The following is a 20,355-nucleotide window of genomic DNA, read 5'->3' as shown; positions in this document are numbered from 1 at the left end:
AGTTAGCTCGGTTCAATACGGGTCAACAACCGACAATATCGTTTTATTGAATTTTATATTCTTTTTTTAATGTTTGGATTAAATCAACGGCTTGCTGATCCATTTCACCTAAGAGTACATTGTAGTACTGAACCACTCCCACGAACATATTTATTTGATTGGAAAATTCTACCAGCTTACCCTGATCGTTATCATATAGTTTGAAATAGTTTTGATAAGCTGCCGAACCAACTCTTAACGAGGAATTTTTACCGAAGTTAAAACGCTTAAAATAAAAGAGCTTAGTAGCTAGACCAATGGAATTATTTTGATACAGTTCATAGAAAGCTCGTTGGTCATGCAATTTTTGAGCCATTGCATCGTAGTTGACGATTTTGTCTGTGGAATTCTTGCTTTTTATTAGCCTCATGCCACCCGCATTTTTCAATTGCGTCATCGTTCGTTCCGTGGGAGCTATCACAGAAGGGTGGATAAGGCCATATACGTAATGTTTATACATCAGTTCATTGTCTTTTGCAGAACCTGTATAGTCTAGGCAAACATTCGATAGTGTATCGAGATGAAGCATACGCTTTTTATCAAATTCGATGGCTTGTTTTATGTTGATTCGATCAGTTTCGGCATCTTCAATCATCGATTTGATATATTCCTTTTCGCGTTGGCCCTCAATCATATGTTCCAATTGGTATTCCGCCATAAAACCGCAGAATACCGCTAAGAACAGCATAAGAAATTCCCAAATATATGATTTCCAGTTTTTTGCTCCATGTGAAGCATGTGAATGATGATGAACTTCCATGTTTTCTGAAGATTGATTCGTATTTTTTGTCGTTGAATCGCTGTTTGGCGAGGTTAAATTTGAGGGAAGCGTTGGCTTTAACTCTTCAGAATTATTGTATTCTCTATCTAGCATGAGCCAATCCTATTTGTTAAACTTGCTATAGCAAGGAGTAGTATTTTGCTTTTTCACTGCAACACATCGAACACAAATCTAATCTTAAACAAGGAGCCTGTTAATGAATACAAGGCAAAAATGAACATCAAAAATAGCCAAGGACCAACCCCTAGCCAAAGGTTGGTCCTCGCTTTTTTACCATAAATGGCTTTGTTGCCTAGCACTTTGGGACGTGCCGAACTACCCATTTAATAACCCCTGCCGCTCGTTGAAGGTCTTTAGGATGAATTCGCCGAAGATGGTGTTGGCCCAGGCAAACCACTTACGGGTGAACTTGCTCACGTCGTCTTTGTGGAAAGCTTCGTGCATGAAGCCTGTGCCGGCGTTTACCTTTTGCAGGGTCTGAATGCACTGTTTTATCTCGGCGTCGTTGGTGCTGGTGAGGCCCCGAATAATGATGCTCAGCGGCCAGATCATGTCTACGCCCACGTGCGGCCCACCGATGCCTTCGCCCGCTTTGCCCTTAAAGAAAAAGGGATTCTCATCGCTCAGGAGCATTTTTCGGGTGTTCTGATACACCGGGTCGGTGGCGGGCATGGCACCTAGATAAGGTAGGGCCAGCAGGCTAGGCACGTTGGCATCGTCCATCAAATTATAGGAACCGTAGCCGTTTACCTCATAGGCATATACCTTCCCAAATTTGGGGTGGGTGGTGGTGGCGTGTTGCTTTAGGGCGGCGTCTACTTCGTTGGCCATTGCCCGCGCTTCAGCGGCCAGCGGGGCGTTTACCTTCATGGCCGTGAGCAGTTCAGCCATCTGCCGGAGTGAGGTAACGGCAAAGAAATTCGACGGGATCAGGTACGGGTAAATCGTGGCGTCGTCGGAGGGTCGGAACATCGAGCAGATCAGGCCGTTGGGTTTGGCGGGGTAGCCGTAGCCACCCAGCGGCACGCCGTCGGTAGCCCAGGTGGTGCGCCGTTCAAACTTATACGGTCCCTTACCCATCTTGCGCTGCTGCTCGCGGAAGGTCTTCACCACCGTTTGCATAGCGGCCTGCCATTCGGCATCCAGCGGGGTGGTGTCGCCGGTTTGTTTCCAATAATAATACGCCAGCCGGATGGGGTAACACAGGCTGTCGATCTCCCATTTGCGCTCGTGGAGACCGGGCTTCATGTCGGTGGCATCGTCTTTCCACTCGCCAACTTTTGTCTGGTCTTTGTAGAAGGCGTTGGCATATGGGTCGAAGCTAATGTTTCGTGCCTGCCGCCGAATAACCCCCGCCACCAGCTGCTGAAGGGGTTTATCCTGCTTCATAAGGGGCAAATACGGCCACACCTGCGCCGTAGAATCGCGCAGCCACATGGCGTCAATATCGCCGGTAATGACGTAGGTGTCGGGCTTCCCGTCCACCATCGAATGGTCCACGGTGGTGTCGAGCGTGTTGGGAAAACAGTTTTCAAACAGCCAGGCCAGTTCGGGATTATTGATCCCCTTTTTCACGGCCATGATCGTCTGCTCTACGGCCTCCGACCGGAAATTGCGTTTGCCCACCGCCTCCCGAACCACCGGAAAGTCAGCAGCAGTTTTACCAAAGGAAACTGGCCCGGCCGTAACCGCCGCCGCCGTAAGGGCTGTGTGTTGAATAAAGGTGCGTCTGTTCATAAGGAAGGATTTTGGATTGGGGATTGCGGATTTCGGATTGTTGCTTACGCCAGAGTAAACGTGCTCTGGCGTAAGCAATAAATCGTAATTCGTCAATCGTACATCGTAAATCATTTAATTCTCGTCATGGCTTCCAGCAGCGTGGCGCCGCTGAGTTGGGTGGTTAAGTCGGCTTTGCCGTTGGTGGGGCGGTTGGCCCAGTTGGGGCCGAAGACGACCTGTGGTTTCTGGGTGCCGCTACGCCAGAGCGTCTCGGCATTGAAGGTCAGAAAGTTAACGTATTTGGTGCGGGTACCCGCAGGCACGGCGGGTTCCGTGGCCAACAGGGTCAAATACCGCACCAGCACCGCCTTAAATAAACCACCGTCGCCGTTGCCTTCGTCTTTCAGCAAGCCCGACCCCGACAAGATAGGGTCAGCCAGGGTGAAGTCGGCGGTGCGGATGGCGTCGGTCAGGTAGGTGCCGTTTTTTGTGGCCCGGTACAGTTCCAGCCCCGCGCCAATGACCAGGCCCTGGTTGTAGGTGAATTTCCAAGTGGTATTGGTCTTGCCGTCGTTGTCGCTGTTGATGCCGTCATAGACGTAGCCCGTGGCAGGATCGACAAGCGTTTTTAGTTGCCAGTCGTAGATCTTTTTGGCCCAGTCCAGGTCCGTTTGGCGGTTCAGGCGTTGGTAGAGGCGGGCGGCCAGAATGATGGCGGGGCCGTTGGCGGGGGTGTTTTTGTAGTACCGCTGCCCCTTGCGCCAGGCAATGCCCCCACCCATGGTGTCGTTCCAGCCAAGCTTGATATCGTCCCAAAGCAGTTGTGACACGTCGAGCCATTTTTTATCACCGGTGGCGTCGTAGGCGCGGAGCGTGGCCAGCGCATTCCAGAGCATGTCGTCGTAATATTCGTTCAGGAAAGTATTGCCGTTTTTGATGGGCACCCCGCCGTACCAATCGTTCATCAGCGACAGGTAGCGGTTGTCTTTAGTGCGCACATAGGCATCTACCAGCACGTCAAGTGCGTGGGCCTGCGGCCAGTAGTTGAACTTGGTGCTGCCGCCATTGGTCTCGTTGAAGTACCGGCCATTGCTGTTGTAAAACTGTTGGGTGAGCGCCTGACTGCTGCTGTCGGCAATGATGGTCCAGTTAAACACATATGGTTTAGTAACCGGCCCGGCCCCTTGCCCAATGCTGCTGTCTTTGCAGGCTAGGGTCAAAGGAAGTGCCAGGAGGAAAAGCGATTTCATGTTGAGATTTTTCACGTTGTGCTGCGTCTATCAATTATTGAGCGAACATACTAAACGCCCGGAACAAGGCCGGGCGCTCAGTTGGTAATCCTAACCTATGAAGAAAAAGGGGGATAGTTGTTTGTGGTTCGTGGTTTGTGGTTTGTGGTTGGCTTCGCTAATCGTGCCCCTCGACTGCGCTCGGGGTGACAACAAACTTGAATCAACTCAAGAAGATTGTTCTAGTGGCCTGTCACCCCGAGCGCAGTCGAGACGGTCGGGGACGCCTAGTCCGCCGCTGCGGGGCCGCGCGTCAGCTACTCTTGCGTCAGCCAACCACAAACCACGAACAACTATCCACAAACCACGAACCCCCTCTTCTACTTCACCGTCACCTTATGAAAATATGGTCCGGTGGGGGCTAGCGAAACGAGCAGGTCTACTTTGCTACCGTCAACGGCACCGTTGAACTTGTAGGAATAATCCCACTGACTTTCGCCGATAGATTGGAGGTAGAAATAGCTCGCCGGGCTGTTGGCGTCGGCGCGTTGGTTGTCTGAATTGCTGCTGCCCAGCCACTCGTAGGCATCTTTTCCGTCGGCACCCACCACCGTCAGGCGGAATTTGTAGCGTTCCTCTTTACCCCAGGGCACGGCCGGAAAGTCGATTTTGGTGTTGGCCAGCGTCCAGGTGCCGTTGCCGGTGTAGGGCAGTTCGAAACGCACAGCATTGTCGTTGCTGTACCACAACCCCACCGATTTGATCTCGGTCAGGCGGGCGGCGGCGTTGTTGAAATCGAGGTAGATCCGATACACTTTGGTGGCCCCGGTCACGGTGGTCGTGGCGTTTTCCTTGATGTTGGTGCCCTCCACGTTAAATGTCTTGGCCGTGCCGGTGGTCTTGTCCACGAACTTGTACGTACCGGCCTTCAGCGACGTATAGACCTCAAATTCGCCGGGTTTCACGCTTTTCAGTTTAATGGCCTTCGTCACGTCGGCACCCGCTTCGGTAGCGTCGCCGGTGAGGTACACCTCCGATGGGATGTCGGTGAAACCGGCGGGGCGCTCCAGTTGAATGAGCCGCGACAGGCCCGCCTGCTTCACGTTGATGCCCCGCGAGGCGTTGACGGTCCACTTCAGCTTACCCACACCCAGCGAGCCAATACCCGCCAGAGCGGCAATCTTGTTGAGGTCGCGGTGAGCAATGGTAGCTTTGTTTTGCACCCCGTTTTGGTCGGAAGCCAGCTTGTAAACGGGCTTCGAGAAATCGCCGGCTTCCTTATCGAACACCACCTCATACAGCACCAGCGTGCCGTCTTCCGCGCGGGCCTGGTCCCACTCAAAAACCACCGCCGCGGCCGTGGCGGGCAGCAGTTTCACTGATACATTATCGTTGGGCGAAAAGAACGACTTCACATCGCTGATGTTCGTGTTGATGTCGCGGCCGGGTTCTTTGCACTGCGTCAGCAGGCCCACCAGGCAAAGGAGAAGGAGGAGTTTTTTCATGGGAAAGGAAGTCTTCTGTTTTCTGTTTACCATTTAGGATTTTGTGACAGGTTTTGATTGAGGTCTCGCTCGATTTGGGGAATCGGCCAGAGGTATTGTTTGTCTTTGTCGAAGTTGCGGCGGTCCACGCGGGCATAGCCGTTGTCAACGGCAGGGTCGCCGAATTTGGCACCGTGAGCAAAGCCGTTAAGCACCGTTTCGGCAATGCGCCACCGCCGAATGTCGAACACCCGCAGGCCCTCCATCGCCAGTTCCACGCGCCGCTCCCGCCGAACGGCCTCGCGCAACGTCGCCTGTGTAGCGCCCGTGGGGAAGGTCAGGGCAGCGGCATCCGTGAAGCCCGCCCGCCGACGTAGCGCGCCAATTGTTTTGTCCCAGATGGCGGCGGTCAGTTGGCCCTGCTCGTTCTTGGCTTCGGCATACATCAACAGCACGTCGGCATAGCGAATCAGCATCAGATCCAGCCCCGACTGGAACGAAGCGTTGGCCGTGGGGTCGTAGTATTTGCGGACGTAATAGCCTGTGGTTGAAGCGTTTTGTTTGCCAAATTCATTCCGTGCATCGGTATTGGCCGGGCTTGAGCCGGGCTTGATGTAGATCGTGGTGGTGGTGCCATCGGCCTTTTTCCACTGGTAGCCGTCATACACAATCGTGGCCGCAAGGCGGGGATCACGTTTGGCGTAGGGCGTTTTTTCGTCGAAACCCGAACCGGCTTCCGTGATGGCTTTACCGTTGGTGGTCAGGTAGCTATCCACCAGTTCCTGCGTGGGAGCAATGTTGTTTACCCGGTCGCCGATGCTGATGGGCACAAAGTCGCGGAAGTTGCCGTGGGTGCGCACCTCCGGCGCAAAACCCAGGCTCAGGATACTCTCCTGACTGTTTTCATTTTGCGGCAAAAACAGCCCTTCATAACTCGGAAACAGGCCATAGGTACCGTTGGCACTGTTGTCGATCAGTTGCTCACAGGCCGTAGCCACCTCGGCCCAGCGACTTTCGTAGAGCAGCGCCCGCGCCTTCAGGGCAATGGCTGCTCCCTTGGTAATACGTCCTTTGTCGGCGGCGGCATACTGCACGTTGGTAGGCAGGGCCGCCGCGGCAGCATCCAGTTCGGCCAGCACAAACGCCAGCACATCGGCGCGGGGCGTGCGGGCCACCGTGCGCGATTCCTCAATGCTGATGTCTTTGGTAAACAGCGGCACGTCGCCATACCAGGTCATGAGCTGGAAGTAGTGAAACGCCCGAATAAACCGCGTTTCGGCAATAATCCGTGCTTTCAGCGCCGCGTCGATGTTCGGAACCCGGTCAATATTGGCCAGTAGGATGTGGGTGGTTTTGATGCCGCCGTAGTGAAAATTCCATTCGTCGCGGATACGTCCCAGGGCTGCATCGTAACTGCCGCGCGCAATGGAGTTGGCTCCCTGGAAATCGCCCAGTTGGTTGTAGGCGTTGTCGGAGAGGGCGTCGTTGGCAAAAAACAGATCGGCCGTGAACATGCCCGAATAGGCTGTGTTCAGCACCGTCAGCGCCCGGTCGGCGTTGGTCCAGTAGGTGGCTTCGGTAAAGCGGTCGGTGGGTGCCAGATCGAGGTCTTTGCACCCCCCCAGCCACAGCGCCGCTGCCAGTAGTGTTATGTAGGTTGGTTTCATAAAATTGGTAGCTGGATGTTGGACGTCAGATGCTGGACAATAACTGATAATCCAGTGTCCAACGTCTAACATCCAGCCTCTACATTAGAAAGATATATCCACGCCCAGGCCGTTGAACTTCGGGTTGGGGTATACCCGGCCGGAGTTGACGTTGCCTCTAGTGCTGTTTAAACTGTTGTCGAATTCGGTGGCTTCGGGGTCGATGCCCACCTGCATTCTGGTCAGCGTGATCAGGTTCTGACCCGTGTAGTAGATACGGAACCGGCTCACGCCCAGCTTGCTGGTCAAACGACCGGGTAGGGTGTAGCCTATTTGCAGGTTCTTCAGACGGGCGTAGGCGGCATCCTGCAAAAACCGGTCTGACCCCACACCCCAGTTATTGCGCGACGCCCCACCCAGCGTGAGGCGCGGATAAGTAGCGTTGGGGTTGGTGGGCGTCCAGTAGTCGGTTTGGTGCTTGAAAATGGCATCCTGATACGGTCCGTGAAACGCCTCGACAGCCTCGCCCCGCAAAAACAACGACCGCTGCCCCACGCCCTGCACAAACACGTTGACGTCGAACCCTTTCCAGCCCACGTTGTAGGTGATGCCGTAGGTGTAACGCGGAAACGGGTTGCCCAGCACCACGCGGTCGGCTTCGTCAATAACGCCGTCGCCGTTTTGGTCTTTGTAGCGCACGTCGCCGGGGCGCAGGTCACTCTGTGACACAAACGAGTGCCGCGGCTCGGTCTGAATCTGCTCCAGATTCTGGAGGTAACCGTTGCTCTGGTAGCCGTAGTACGACCGCACCGGCAACCCTTCGCGCAGGATCACGGCCAGTTCGCCGATGTAGTTGATATTGGTTTTCCCATCCACCGACACCACCTTGTTTTTGCTGTCGGCCAGGTTCAGCGTCAGCGTGTGGCGCACCTGCCCGGTGGTTTGGCGTAGTGTGGCGGCCACCTCCCAGCCTTCGTTGCGTACCTGCGCCGCGTTGTAGTTGGGCACCGACCCGCCATACAGCCCCGGCACCGACGGCGTAATGAGGATGTCTTTGGTCAGCTTGTTGAAATAATCGAGCGAGAACGTGACCCGGTTGCGCCAAACCGACGCGTCGAGGCCGAGGTTAAAGGTCTGTGCCCGTTCCCAGGTGATGTTCGAATTGGCTAGTGTTATGCCCGTACCGGCCACGCCTGCGTTGTTGAAGGCATAAGCGTTGGCGTAGTTGAAGTAGGTACTCTGGTACTGAAAATCACCCACGTTCTGGTTGCCCAGCACCCCATAGGACGTCCGCAGTTTCCAGTCGCCGAACTGATCGCGGAAGCCACGGGCAAAGTCCTCTTCGGTGATGCGCCAGGCCAGGGCTGCCGAGGGGAAAAAGCCCCAGCGGTTGGCCTTGGCAAAGCGCGACGAACCGTCGTAGCGGAAGTTCACTTCGGCAATGTACTTGTCGGCAAAACTATAATTAAGCCGCCCAAATACGCTGGAAAGGGCGTTTGTACTCGTTTTGATGTTCCCGTCGAATGATACGGGCTGGTTGGTATTATAGGAGATAGGCTGAATGATAGTTCTCGAAATATCAGTGCCGAGGTCATTATCAACATCCTTCTTGAAGATGCCATTCACGTCTATCGAATAGCCTTCGTTTGAATACCCAATCAGTGCTGAGACATTGCTTTTGCCAAATGAGGCATCGTAGTTAGCAATGAGCTGTAAGTTGGTGAAGAGCGACTTAGAATTCTGATCTTTCACCGTGGCGGTGTTGTCGGTGCCCCCCACGTAGGGCAGGTAATTCACCGCCCGCCGGAACTCGTACTGGTGGTTGCTGTTCAGCTCACCGCCGAAAATACCCCGCAGCCGGAAGCCTTTCACCACCTCCCATTCCGCCGATACGTTGCCGTAGACGTTGTCATTGTCATACTTCCGGTAGCCACCCTGCTCCAGCCGCCCCAGCGGGTTACTTTCCGACAAAATCGGCGAGAGTACGTAGCGGCCCAGCGAATCGGTGATGGGGTAAGTGCGCGGCATCCGGGCGGCATCCACAACGAGCACGTCGGTGTTGAACGCGTGTTCCTTGATCTCGTTGCGGGCATAGGACAAAATGCCCGTAAACTTCACCTTGTCGATCTGATGCGTCAGGTTCATGCGATAGTTATAGCGCTTCAGGCCGTAGTCAGGCCCTTTAAACAGGCTGTTCTGGTTCAGAAACCCCGCCGACACATGGTAAGTCGTCTGCGCATTCCCGCCCGACACGCTCAGGTTGTGGTTTTGCTGCGGGGCTTGATCTTTCAGGATTTCGGTCAAAAACCACGGGTAGGAACCCCGCTGCTGGAAGGCGGCGATCTGGTCGGGCGCAAACTGCGGGGGCAGGCCCGAATTAACCAGCGCTTCATTTTTCAGCATCGCATATTCCCAAGCCTCCACCGGCTTGCGGAGTAGCGTGGGGGTCTGGGCACCGTATGTCCCGTTGTAAGTAACGGTGGTACGGCCCGTTTTCGAGCCTTTTTTGGTCGTAATGAGAATGACCCCGTTGGCCGACCGCGACCCGTAAATCGCCGCCGAACCGGCATCTTTCAGCACCGAAATCGTCTCGATATCTGAGGGGTTCAGCACGTCGAGAGACCCCGGAATGCCGTCCACGATCACCAGCGGGCTATTATTACCCAAGGTGCTGATACCCCGAATGTTGATGTTAAGCGGTGCTCCCGGCTCACCCGACCCCTGCTGCACGATCAGGTTGGGCGACACTCCCTGCAACGCCTGCGACATGTTCGTCACGGGCCTGCCTTCGATGGCCTGCTGCCCTACCTGATCCACTGCACCCGTAACCGAAGCCCGGCGTTGGGTGCCGTAGCCCACCACCACTACTTCGCTCAGGGCTTTGGTGTCGGGGGCCAGTTTCAGGTCGAACGTGGTGCGGCTGCCTACTTCCAGTTCCTGCCTCACGTAGCCGATGAAGCTAAACACCAGCACCGACTGCGGCCCGGCCACGCTGAGCGAAAACCGGCCCTGATCGTTGGTGGTAGTGCCGTTGCTCGTGCCGCGCTCAATCACGCTCACCCCCACCAGCGGCCCGCCGTTTTCGTCAATTACGCTGCCCGTCACAGTCTGCACCAGCCGGTCGGCCGCCACGGCCATCGCGGCAACGTCGCGTTCGGCAAAACCAAAGGTGCCCGTGGTGCGCAACGACGACACGCCCCCGTCGGTCAGCCGCTGAGGCAATTCGGTGGTGGGACGGGTATGGTCGGGCAGGATGGAGTAATACTTGTCAGACACCCGCTCCGACCGTAGACTTACGGGCTGTAGCAACCGGCGAAGGGTCTCGTCGAGGTTGCTGGTTTGGGGCAGGTCGGCGCTGACCAGCTTGTTACGTACGAGGCGGCTTTCGTAGGTAAAGAAAACCTTGTGTTTACGCTCTAAATCGGCCAATGCATCGCTCAGCGGCCGTTGCCGTCCAGCACTGGGCCGTTCGAGCCGATGCCGGGTGGAGGCTGTTTCCTGGCAAAACCCAGTTGTTTGCCCAAATAGTACCAGGCTAAATAAGCCACAGCTCAGTCGTCGATGGATATTTGTTTTCATACGCTTTTTGGGAAGGGAGTTTCCAGTTTACTGTTTTCTGTTGGCTGACGCGCTCTAGGTTGCTGACGCATGACCCTTCGACTAGGCCGGTCCGCCGGTGCGGTCCCCGACAGGCTCAGGGTGACAGTCTATTTGATACAGAAGACTCCAAACAGCAAACAGTAAACTGTTTCTATTGTGGTTTCAAAATCACCCGGCCGGGTTGTCGTTCTACGGCCAGGTTGTAGGATAAAGAAAGGGTACGGAGTACTACGTTGAGATCGTTGTTGGGCAGAGTGCCGGTCAGTTCGCGCCGGGCCAGGTCGCGGTTGGGTACCAGCACCCGTACGCCGTAGAAATCCTGAATCCGTTCGGCCACCTGACTCAGCGGCGTATCGGCAAAAACGAGGCGGCTTTGGCGGTAGGCTCCGGCTTCTTCGGGCAGGGCCACCAGCTTGCGCCGAATGGAGGTGTCGCCTTCGGCCAGGGTAGCCTGTTCGCCGGGTTTCATCAGGAGCGGATTGGCAGGCTGCCGGGGACGAACCAACTGCACCGACCCTTCGCTAAGCACCACTTCGGTACGGCGGCTGCGGGTGCTCACGTTAAACCTGGTGCCCAGCACCCGCACGTCGAGGTCGGTGGTGTGGACAATAAACTTATGGTCGCCGGTGGTGTGGCGTACGCTGAAATAGCCTTCGCCATTGAGCCACACCTCGCGGTCGCCGTTGCCGAAGCCAAAGCGGGGCACGCGCAGGCTAGAGTGGGCGTTGAGCGTCACGTCTGAGCCGTCGGCCAGTTGCAGGGTTTTGGTTTGGCCGTAGGGCGTTTCGTAGCGGTCATAGGCCCAGCGGCCCCGCGTGAGGTAGCCCAAGCCAAGCACCAGCAGCAACGAGGCCGCCATGCTCAGCAGCCAACGCGGCGGCAGCCAGGCGGGGTTTTGACTCACCGTAAACACCGGCGCCGGGCGATGACGCGGGTAAGGAGCCCCCTGCATAAACTGCTCATACAGGGCCGTTGCCACCTGGGTATTAGGCTCATAGTGACTATGATCGGCTTCAAAGCGGGCCAGCAACTGGTAGTACACTTCCATGTTGCCGTCGGTGCGAAGCCAGTCTTCTACCGCCTTTTTCTGGAGCGGCGTAGCCCGACCCGCAAACAGGTCATAGAGTGTACGTTCGATAGAGGGTCCGTTCATAAACAAACAATTGAGTAGTAGCAGTGGAAAAGTCGGGAAGCTAATTAGAAGACAAGGCTGGGCGGGAAGACCCTATATTCAGTATGCAGTTCTACAGTATGCAGTATGCTTCGCATGTTGGCGTAGCCCGGACCGCCCTGAAGGGGGCGGTCCGGGCTACGCCAACATGCGAAGCAACAGAAGACCGTAAATTGAAAACTGCCCTATTAGTGCAATCACAAATTCGTTGCGGAGCATCTGGCGGAGGGTGTTGAGGGCGCGGCTGATGTTGGCCTCTACGGCTTTTACCGAAATACCCATTTCGGTGGCGATCTCGCGGTAGGGTTTCTGTTCGAAGCGCGACATCAGAAACGTGCGGCGGCACTGCGGCGGCAGGTCGGCGATGGTCTCGTTTATTTTCTGGTACAATTCGTCGAACTGCACCATGTCGGCGGGGGTCTGGGTTGCGCTCGAAAAGGCGGTCGTTACTGAGTCGAGCATGGCCTCGTCGGAATCGTTTTTGCGGCTCAGTTCCCAGCGTAGGTAGTTGTAGCACCGGTTGCGCACGGCCACGAACAGGTAGGCGCGGTAGGATGTCGTTATTTTCTCGTAGCCCTTGTCGGTCCAGAATGCACAAAATACCTCGCCCACAATGTCTTCGGCTACTTCACGCGAATAGACAAACCGCAGGGCGTGGTTGCAAAGCAGGCCATAATAGCGCCGGAACAACCACGCACAGCCTGCCGACGGGTCGGTTTGAAACAGTTGGCGAGCCAATACCTCATCGTCGAGCATAATAGGAGGCAGTGCGTCAAGAGCTATAGATCCGACAGCAGGTCGGTCGGGTAGCGGATGTGGCATAACGTAGACTTTCGAGCGTAGTACAATTTACAGACAAGTTTGCACAGAACTACCCTACATTGGGGTGGTAATGGTTTGTGGTTGCTGACGCAAATGGCTGCCCCCCTCCTCCACTTACGTTGTTGGCTCGCCGTTTAGTAAAGTAACAAGGCTTATGTTAGCCAAATAGGTAACATTAGCGCTGGTAATCAGCCTCCTAAACACCTATATATTATGGCATCAGCAGCCGTGTTACCCCGGTTGATTAACGTCGGCGAGGAGGTCGTCGCCGATTTGCAGGAAGATCTCCGCAAGAAGAACCAGACCGCATTCTACGTCTCAGACGTGACCGACCCCACCGGAAAATACCAGTACGTTGACCTGGTCCAGGAAGGCGGCGGGGTACTGGGCATTGCCCTACTGGGTTACACTTACGTGCTGGAACGCATGGGCATCCGGTTTTTGCACCTGGCCGGCACCAGTGCCGGGGCTATCAACACCATGATGCTCTCGGCCATCCAGTCAGCGTCGGTGGCCGACATCAAATCGCCGGTGGTGCTGCATTACCTGAGCAGCAAAAAACTGTTCGATTTTGTGGATGGCCACCCCATCACGCGCTGGCTGATTCGCAATATTGTGGGCTACAAAGATTACGCCGCCAAGACCATCAATTCCATCATTTTCAGCCTCGTAGCGGGCCTGTCGCTGCTGCTGGTGGGGAGTATCTTGCTCTGGCAAAGCCCAAGCAGTGTACTCGCCTTGTCGATCTGGGTGGGGCTGGCTGTGGGGGCCGGTATGCTCATTTATGGTAAAAACCGCATCAGCGACGGCATCCTTAAACAGTTTCTGCAAAGCAACGATTTTGTGCAGCTATTGGCCAAAACGCTGTTGCTCATCCTTGCCTGCTGGGCGCTTCAGCTACCGTGGGCAAGGCCCTACCAGATTGCGCTGGAAGGGGTGATTCTGTTTATCGTGCTGGCCCTGGCCGTGCAGCGGTCGTTCAGTGCCAGCTACCTGCCGTTTATTCAGCGGGCCGTGGCGGGGGTGCTGGCTACGGTGTTCATTCTCTGGGCGTTAAACCGGTCGCATCAGCCACTCGAGGGTGTCTACAGTGCCCTCGGCACGGTGGGTCTCGATCCCGGCAGCCTCACGCCCTACGCCTTTTTGTCTATCGCTGGGGTGTCGCTCTGCCTGTTTTTCATCCTCTTCATCGGCAGCGTACTCCTGTTTTTGCTGGCCCGGTTCAACGGAAGTCAGTTTGGCATCAACCCCGGCGAAAACTTCCGCGACTGGATCACCGACCTGCTGCGCGACGGAGCCGTTGAACGCAGCGAAGTCAAGGCCAACACGGGTGCGACGGTGGTGATCGCAAACAACGCCAACGAGGTGGAAACCATGCGCGATTTTGAGCGTGTGATGAGTAAGCGTCCCCAACTGGTATACCGGGGTAGTGACCCCACCGTCACCATCGACGATCTGATGCAGTATGACCCCGCCAACCCACCCGTGACGTTTATCACCGCCGAAATTGCCACCGAAAACAAGATAGAACTCCCCCGCATGTGGCCGTTGTTCTGGGCGTCGGAAAACAGTGTCTGCCCCGCCGACTTTGTGCGGGCGTCGATGTCGATACCAGTATTTTTTGAAGCATTTCGGGTGAAAAACATTCCTAAACGGCAGGACCTCTGGCGCAACCTGCTGGGCTATGACCGGGGCCTGCCCGACGATGCCGTATTTATGGACGGGGGCATTCTCTCGAACTTCCCGATCAATCTCTTCTACCGCCCCGACATGAAAACGGCTCGCCTGCCCACCTTCGGCGTGCGCCTCGACGACCGGGCCGCTACCACCAAATCATCCTTCGATTCGCTGGGGAGCCTGGTAATGAGCATGTTCAATACCACCCGGTATTATTACGACAAGGATTTTCTGATTAAGCACCCGCAGTATGCCAACTGCATCGGCGTGATCGACGTGCGGGAATTCGACTGGCTGAACTTCAACCTCAGCAACGACGAGAAGCTCAAGCTCTTCCGCAAAGGAGCCGAAACCGCCGCCCAATTCCTGCGCACCTTCGACTGGAACGACTACAAAGCCAAGCGCACCGACTTCCAGAATGGCAAGGTGACATCCCCCGCCACGCCCTTCACCATACCCGCCCAGTACACCGCCACCGAAGCCCGCCGTATCTGGCCAAAAGAGGCGGTGGCAGTGAAGGAGGAAGGTTAATGAACAATGTACATTAACCTTCCTTTTACCATACCCGCACCGCTACCAGATTGATCACGGCATTGATGCACAGGGCCAACCCGAACGACAGGGCGACGGAAAATTCGCGGAGGAAAAAGGCTTGCAGGAACAGGAACGTGGTGAACCCAAACAGGCCCGTAACGATGCCCCGTAGGCTCACAATGGCCCCGTTGCTGCTCTGTCCAACGTGCGAGAACACCGCCAGAATAGATGTGATAATGGGAAACGGCGTGAGAATACCGCTCCAGGTTGGCCCCAGCAAACTGGCCAGGGCGGTAATGGTCAGCATAAACAGCGTGGCCACTACCATCCTGATAATCAGATCATAAGGTAATTGGCGCGGCGGCACCGACTGGTTGGTTGGGACCGGAAAACCCCACAGGGCGAGGGCCACGCAGACCAGAATCAGGCCATAGACCACGAGCAGATTTAGGTGAATGTGGGTAAACACCTGCGCCACCAACACGTAAACGACATAGGCGATTGGCAGGGTCAGCCACCAGCGAAACCGGCGCGACAGCCATGCATAGCTCAGGCAAAACCCAACCAGCGACAGCACACCCGTCAGGATACCCGGCACCGCCCGGATGCCGAAGTCCTTACCCTGTTCCAGAATAAAAAATAAGAGAATTGGTCCCGCAATCCAGGGCATGCTGGCAATGACGCCACCCACCTTGTTACCCCACCGCCGCCCCGCCAACGTCACCAACGCCATCACCAGCGGCATGAGGATGAGTTTGGTGAGGAGAAGAGGCATTGTGATTTACGATGTGCGACTTACGATTTACGATTTTTGCTGACGCCAATGGGCTAGAGCAAACGTACTCTTGCGTCAGCAAAAATCGTAAATCGTAAGTCGTACATCGTAAATCACATTATTCTATCCGCATTCTCGCTGGCAAAAGCCCCCCAGGCACCTTTCTTGGTCGTTTTGGTGGAACGAACGGGCAGGGCGTTTTCGTGGAAATGGTGGCAGACGGCAATGGCGAGGGCGTCGGTGGCGTCGAAAAATTCGGGGTTGAGGTCTACCTGAAGCAGGTGCGCCACCATGTGCGAGACCTGCTCTTTGGCGGCGTTGCCGTTGCCCGTTACAGACTGCTTCACGCGGCGGGGGGCATATTCCACGATGGGAATACCCCGCGAAAGGGCAGCGGCCATGACCACCCCCTGCGCCCGACCCAACTTAAGCATCACCTGCACGTTTTTGCCAAAAAACGGGTCTTCAATGGCCATCTCGTCGGGCTTGTGCTCTTCGATGAGGCGCACCATCGTTTCGTGCAGCTTCTGTAGCTTCTGCTGGTGGGTGGTATATTTGATGAGGTTAATGACCCCATACTGCATCATCCGCATCACCCCCGCCCGAATCGAGATCACCCCATACCCGGCGATCCGGGTGCCGGGGTCAACGCCAAGGATGATTTTCTCAGGGACTTCAGATTTGAGGAGGTTTTTTTGCGGGGCCATGTACGCAAGGTAACGTTATCCAAACGCTTTCGATGCCCGGACTAGCCAAAAAAACCACTTTCTGGGCCAAAACAGGCATCTTTTGCCTACTTCTCGGCTTCATCGGCTACACACTTTATCACCAGCAGACCGATTGGGCAGCCCTCGGCAGGCAACTGCGCCACACCAACTGGACCTCGCCCTACGCCCTGTTGTTGGTGCTGCTGGTTCCCCTGAACTGGTCGCTGGAGGCGCTGAAATGGCAATGGCTGACCCGGCACGTGACTCCGCTGTCTTTCCGCGAGGCGCTGAGCGGGGTGCTGGCGGGTCTGTCGTTGGGTATGGCCCTGCCCGGCCTGGGCGACACCGCCGGGCGGGTGCTGTCTATCAGGGGTACCAGCGCGGGCGCAGGTAGCGCGGCAACCCCAAACCGGGCTGGGGCAGTAGGCGCGGCACTGGTGTCTGGCGGCATGCAGTTCTACGTGGCCGTAGTGGTGGGGGCGGTGGCCTGGGCGGTGCATCTGACGCAGGTTCCGGCCCGTAATACCCCCGGCGGTCAGGTACTGCTGGGGCTGCTGGTCACGCTCAGCGCGGCGGGCGTGGCGCTCAATTTCTACCGAAACCATTTCGTGGTCTGGTCAGTTCGGTGGCCCAAAATAGGCCAATACAACGCCTACTGGGCTATTATTGGCCAGTACACCCATACCGACATGGCCGCCACGTTCGGGCTGGCGCTGCTGCGTAACCTTACGTTTTCAGCCCAGCTTTACGCGGCATTTCGGCTTTATGGCATCGGGCTGCCGTCGCTGGAACTGGCGGCGGGGGTGGGCGTAGTGTTTCTGGTAAAGACCATCACGCCTGCCGTTAACTGGCTCAGCGACCTGGGCGTTCGTGAGGCTGCCGCGCTTTGGGTGTTTGCCCCGTCTGCCCTGCCCGCCCCCCTCCTGCTCGCTGCCACCCTCACACTCTGGCTCGTCAACATTCTGCTGCCCGTAGGGGTTGGGTTGCTGGCATTAGGTAGTAGCAGTAGGCAGTGGGAGTAGCGGTCCGACGTTTCGGCACTGCTCACTGCTCATTTAATTACCAGGCTTTGCCGATATTCGCCCCGCTTTTCAACCCCGTCTGAACACGAATACACCCATGCTGACGAACCACGCTTTTTTGCAATTACCGGCCTATACGCAACTGAAGGCGCATTTCGACGCTACCGAGTCGATGCACATGCGCGACTTGTTTGCCCAGAATCCCGACCGCTTTGCCCAGTTTTCGCTTCAGTTTGAGGATATGCTGGTCGATTTCTCCAAGAACCGCGTCACCACCGAAACCATGACCCTGTTGCGGCAGCTGGCCGAACAGGCCGGATTACAGGAGGCTATCGGGAAGCTGTTTTCCGGCGACAAAATCAACGGTACCGAAGGCCGCGCCGTGTTGCACACCACCCTGCGCAATCGGGCCAACACCCCCGTGGTGGTGGATGGGGCCGACGTGATGCCGGAAATAAACGCCGTGCTGGACCGCATGAAGTCGTTTACTGAACGCGTACGGTCGGGCGAGTGGAAAGGCTTCAGCGGCAAGGCCATTACCGACGTGGTCAACATCGGCATTGGCGGGTCTGACCTTGGCCCCGTGATGGTTACGGAAGCCCTGAAATTCTATGCTTCTGACAAGCTGAAGGTGCATTTCGTCTCCAACGTCGACGGAGTGCATATCTACGAAACGCTGCAACGCCTAAATCCAGAAACAACGCTGTTTCTGGTAGCCTCCAAGACGTTCACCACGCAGGAAACCATGACCAACGCTACCTCGGCCCGCGACTGGTTTCTGGCTGGGGGACAGTTGGCTGCCCCGGTAGGTGTGCTAACCGATACTGCTAATGCTGTTGAGGACTGGTTTGCGGCGGCTACTCCCACCGAAGTCGATATCGCCAAACACTTTGCAGCCCTCAGTACTAACCAAAAAGCTGTTGAAGCCTTCGGTATAGACCCGGCCAATATGTTCGGCTTCTGGGACTGGGTGGGTGGTCGGTATTCGCTCTGGAGCGCCATTGGCCTGTCTATAGCCTTATATATTGGCTTCGACAACTTCGAGGAACTGCTGGCCGGGGGCCACGCCATGGACAATCACTTCCGCACGGCACCACTGGACCAAAACGTCCCGGCTACGCTGGCCTTGCTGGGTATCTGGTACAACAATTTCTACGGGGCGCAGTCGGAAGCTATCCTGCCCTACGACCAGTATATGCACCGGTTTGCGGCTTATTTTCAGCAGGGCGACATGGAAAGCAACGGCAAATCGGTGGACCGCGATGGCCACCCAGTAAATTACCAGACCGGGCCGATCATCTGGGGTGAGCCGGGTACCAACGGCCAACACGCCTTCTACCAACTCATTCACCAGGGCACCAAGCTTATCCCCTGCGACTTCATTGCCCCCGCCATCAGCCACCGGCCCCTGGGCGACCATCATCAGATGCTGCTCTCGAATTTCTTTGCCCAGACCGAAGCACTCATGAACGGCAAAACTGAACAGGAAGCCGCCGACGAGCTACGGAAAGTGGGCAAGTCGGAAGCAGAAATAGCTCAAATTGCGCCGTTTAAAGCCTTTTCGGGCAATCGACCCACCAACTCGATCTTGCTGAAAACCATTACGCCACGCGCCCTCGGCAGTCTCATTGCTCTGTATGAACATAAGATTTTTACGCAGGGCGTAATTTGGAATATTTTTAGTTTCGACCAGTGGGGCGTGGAATTGGGCAAACAGCTGGCCAATAAAATTCTGCCTGAGCTTGAGGCAGATACACCCGTCGATAGCCACGATAGTTCGACAAACGGACTCATCAACGCCTACAAGGCCTGGCGAAAAAACTAAAACATTCTAATAATTCTATAGGTTAAAGGGGTGTGATTTCGGTCACGCCTTTTTTATTGTCCAACAATCAAACGTTATGAACATGAACAAGTTATTTTTACTCGTCGGCCTCCTGTCGGCTGGCGTGGCCATGGGCCAGACCAAAGCAAAGACGACCAAGATGTCGTCGACAACGACCAGCACGTCGAGCTACAACAACTCGAACACGAACAATTACAACAGCCAGAACGCTACGTCGGGCACTAACTCAAGCACCAACGGCACGAGTACGTCGGGCAGCATGAATGGTACTACTGGTTCGAGCAACACGAATGGCACAGGCACCAGCGCAGGTAGCACCGGCAGCATGAGCAGCATGGGTACCACCGGTTCATCGACGGGTACGTATGATACCAACATGGGCAGCACCACCGCCAGCATGGGCACTACAGGTTCAACAACCGGCGACATGAACAGCAGCGGTACGACTGGCAACACCACCAACGGCACTTACAATAATTCGACGTCGGTAACGCCATCGGGCACCAGCAACTACAATACCACGACCGATACCAACGGTGCCACTACGACTACGCCGTCTACCAGTGGTAACTACAACAGCGCAGGTTCGACCTACTCAACGGCCACGACGACCAGCACGGCGTATCCCAGCGAGAAGAAGGACTACAAAAACTTCAGCTACGCCATCTATGCGGGTTTGAACACCACCAAGTTCCAGGGTGAATCGTTCGATGCCAACGGAGCAGCTTCGGGCCTGACGGGTCGGTTGGGTTACCAGCTTGGTTTCTTTGTGAGGGGTGGTGGCCGTCTATACGGACAAATTGGCGCTGAATATTTTGCGTCAAGCTCTAACTACTTTACGACCGCTCCTGGTTCGGGTACCACAACTGCTACCAGCATCAGGGATCGGATCGACATTAAATATATTCAGGTTCCCGTTTACATTGGTTACAAGCTGACGCAGTCAGACCGGGGTCTTTCGGCGGTACGGGTACAAGTGGGTGTGGAGTACGCTAACCAGATTGGCTCAACGGCCAACCAGTTTGGTAATCTCAATAACTTCCAGCTCAAAAACGGCACGTTTAACGGATTAGGCCAACTTGGCTTCGACGCGGGTCCGGTCTTTCTTGACCTGACTTACCACTATGGTTTCTCAGATGCTATTCAGCAAAACACCGGTTTTGCCGGTTCGAAGCGCCGCATCCTCAGCGCCAGCGTAGGCTTCAAGTTTTAACGATTGCATAAACGCACAGGTACATTAGGTACGGTTCCCGTGGTGTTGCCCATATACCCGGCACTACCACGGGAATTGTGCTGTATAGCA

Annotated in this window: 14 protein-coding genes; 4 read left to right on the top strand and 10 right to left on the bottom strand. The window is 55.7% G+C overall.

The window, feature by feature from the left end; all coding sequences use genetic code 11:
• Nucleotides 1–43: 43 nt before the first annotated feature.
• The 8 genes from J2I48_RS04495 to J2I48_RS04460 form a co-directional block, all read right to left on the bottom strand.
• Nucleotides 44–913, bottom strand: a complete 870-nt coding sequence (locus J2I48_RS04495; protein WP_207334207.1) for a hypothetical protein — start codon at nt 911–913, stop codon at nt 44–46.
• A 222-nt stretch (nt 914–1,135) separates the two neighbouring features.
• Nucleotides 1,136–2,557: a glycoside hydrolase family 125 protein gene (locus J2I48_RS04490; protein WP_207334206.1), complete on the bottom strand. Its 1,422-nt coding sequence runs from the start codon at nt 2,555–2,557 to the stop codon at nt 1,136–1,138.
• 110 nt (nt 2,558–2,667) lie between these two features.
• Nucleotides 2,668–3,789, bottom strand: a complete 1,122-nt coding sequence (locus J2I48_RS04485) for a glycoside hydrolase family 76 protein (protein WP_207334205.1) — start codon at nt 3,787–3,789, stop codon at nt 2,668–2,670.
• A 359-nt stretch (nt 3,790–4,148) separates the two neighbouring features.
• Nucleotides 4,149–5,273 carry a SusE domain-containing protein gene (locus J2I48_RS04480; RefSeq protein WP_229375812.1) on the bottom strand — a complete coding sequence of 375 codons (1,125 nt, stop codon included), beginning with the start codon at nt 5,271–5,273 and terminating at the stop codon, nt 4,149–4,151.
• A 26-nt stretch (nt 5,274–5,299) separates the two neighbouring features.
• Nucleotides 5,300–6,919, bottom strand: a complete 1,620-nt coding sequence (locus J2I48_RS04475; RefSeq protein ID WP_207334203.1) for a RagB/SusD family nutrient uptake outer membrane protein — start codon at nt 6,917–6,919, stop codon at nt 5,300–5,302.
• A gap of 84 nt (nt 6,920–7,003) precedes the next feature.
• A complete protein-coding gene (locus tag J2I48_RS04470) occupies nt 7,004–10,477 on the bottom strand; it encodes a SusC/RagA family TonB-linked outer membrane protein (RefSeq protein ID WP_207334202.1) in 3,474 nt (1,157 codons plus the stop codon).
• Between the two features lie 172 nt (nt 10,478–10,649).
• On the bottom strand, nt 10,650–11,651 hold the full coding sequence (locus tag J2I48_RS04465) for a FecR family protein (protein WP_207334201.1): 1,002 nt from the start codon (nt 11,649–11,651) through the stop codon (nt 10,650–10,652).
• Nucleotides 11,652–11,807: 156 nt separating this feature from the next.
• Complete coding sequence (locus J2I48_RS04460) at nt 11,808–12,491, bottom strand: RNA polymerase sigma-70 factor (RefSeq protein WP_229375810.1); 684 nt, start codon at nt 12,489–12,491, stop codon at nt 11,808–11,810.
• A 213-nt stretch (nt 12,492–12,704) separates the two neighbouring features.
• Here J2I48_RS04460 and J2I48_RS04455 point away from each other — a divergent pair, with 213 nt between their 5' ends.
• Complete coding sequence (locus tag J2I48_RS04455; RefSeq protein ID WP_207334200.1) at nt 12,705–14,699, top strand: patatin-like phospholipase family protein; 1,995 nt, start codon at nt 12,705–12,707, stop codon at nt 14,697–14,699.
• Between the two features lie 25 nt (nt 14,700–14,724).
• On the opposite strand, the gene J2I48_RS04450 is transcribed toward J2I48_RS04455, so the two are convergent.
• The gene (locus J2I48_RS04450) at nt 14,725–15,477 is read right to left on the bottom strand and encodes a hypothetical protein (protein ID WP_207334199.1); all 753 of its coding nucleotides are present in this window, start codon (nt 15,475–15,477) and stop codon (nt 14,725–14,727) included.
• Between the two features lie 113 nt (nt 15,478–15,590).
• Nucleotides 15,591–16,184: a crossover junction endodeoxyribonuclease RuvC gene (gene ruvC, locus J2I48_RS04445; protein ID WP_207334198.1), complete on the bottom strand. Its 594-nt coding sequence runs from the start codon at nt 16,182–16,184 to the stop codon at nt 15,591–15,593.
• Nucleotides 16,185–16,216: 32 nt separating this feature from the next.
• Between ruvC and J2I48_RS04440 the strand changes: the two genes are divergently transcribed.
• From J2I48_RS04440 to J2I48_RS04430, 3 genes are all read left to right on the top strand, one after another.
• Nucleotides 16,217–17,206, top strand: a complete 990-nt coding sequence (locus tag J2I48_RS04440) for a lysylphosphatidylglycerol synthase domain-containing protein (RefSeq protein ID WP_207334197.1) — start codon at nt 16,217–16,219, stop codon at nt 17,204–17,206.
• Nucleotides 17,207–17,303: 97 nt separating this feature from the next.
• A complete protein-coding gene (pgi, locus tag J2I48_RS04435) occupies nt 17,304–19,031 on the top strand; it encodes a glucose-6-phosphate isomerase (protein WP_207334196.1) in 1,728 nt (575 codons plus the stop codon).
• Between the two features lie 82 nt (nt 19,032–19,113).
• Nucleotides 19,114–20,265: a PorT family protein gene (locus tag J2I48_RS04430; RefSeq protein WP_229375808.1), complete on the top strand. Its 1,152-nt coding sequence runs from the start codon at nt 19,114–19,116 to the stop codon at nt 20,263–20,265.
• Nucleotides 20,266–20,355: the final 90 nt, after the last annotated feature.

The sequence above is a fragment of the Fibrella aquatilis genome, from assembly GCF_017353255.1.
Classification (GTDB): Bacteria; Bacteroidota; Bacteroidia; order Cytophagales; family Spirosomataceae; genus Fibrella; species Fibrella aquatilis.
The sequence above is the reverse complement of the archived record's forward strand: the minus strand, read 5'-3'. Positions and strand labels throughout refer to the sequence as shown.

What these genes read in the sequence shown, in the direction of transcription:
- J2I48_RS04465 (WP_207334201.1), bottom strand. Translation starts at nt 11,651, where the DNA reads ATGAACGGACCCTCTATCGAACGTACACTCTATGACCTGTTTGCGGGT.
- J2I48_RS04430 (WP_229375808.1), top strand. Translation starts at nt 19,114, where the DNA reads ATGAACAAGTTATTTTTACTCGTCGGCCTCCTGTCGGCTGGCGTGGCC.
- J2I48_RS04495 (WP_207334207.1), bottom strand. Translation starts at nt 913, where the DNA reads ATGCTAGATAGAGAATACAATAATTCTGAAGAGTTAAAGCCAACGCTT.
- J2I48_RS04470 (WP_207334202.1), bottom strand. Translation starts at nt 10,477, where the DNA reads ATGAAAACAAATATCCATCGACGACTGAGCTGTGGCTTATTTAGCCTG.
- J2I48_RS04480 (WP_229375812.1), bottom strand. Translation starts at nt 5,273, where the DNA reads ATGAAAAAACTCCTCCTTCTCCTTTGCCTGGTGGGCCTGCTGACGCAG.
- J2I48_RS04450 (WP_207334199.1), bottom strand. Translation starts at nt 15,477, where the DNA reads ATGCCTCTTCTCCTCACCAAACTCATCCTCATGCCGCTGGTGATGGCG.
- pgi (WP_207334196.1), top strand. Translation starts at nt 17,304, where the DNA reads ATGCTGACGAACCACGCTTTTTTGCAATTACCGGCCTATACGCAACTG.
- ruvC (WP_207334198.1), bottom strand. Translation starts at nt 16,184, where the DNA reads ATGGCCCCGCAAAAAAACCTCCTCAAATCTGAAGTCCCTGAGAAAATC.
- J2I48_RS04485 (WP_207334205.1), bottom strand. Translation starts at nt 3,789, where the DNA reads ATGAAATCGCTTTTCCTCCTGGCACTTCCTTTGACCCTAGCCTGCAAA.
- J2I48_RS04455 (WP_207334200.1), top strand. Translation starts at nt 12,705, where the DNA reads ATGGCATCAGCAGCCGTGTTACCCCGGTTGATTAACGTCGGCGAGGAG.
- J2I48_RS04440 (WP_207334197.1), top strand. Translation starts at nt 16,217, where the DNA reads ATGCCCGGACTAGCCAAAAAAACCACTTTCTGGGCCAAAACAGGCATC.
- J2I48_RS04475 (WP_207334203.1), bottom strand. Translation starts at nt 6,919, where the DNA reads ATGAAACCAACCTACATAACACTACTGGCAGCGGCGCTGTGGCTGGGG.
- J2I48_RS04460 (WP_229375810.1), bottom strand. Translation starts at nt 12,491, where the DNA reads ATGCCACATCCGCTACCCGACCGACCTGCTGTCGGATCTATAGCTCTT.
- J2I48_RS04490 (WP_207334206.1), bottom strand. Translation starts at nt 2,557, where the DNA reads ATGAACAGACGCACCTTTATTCAACACACAGCCCTTACGGCGGCGGCG.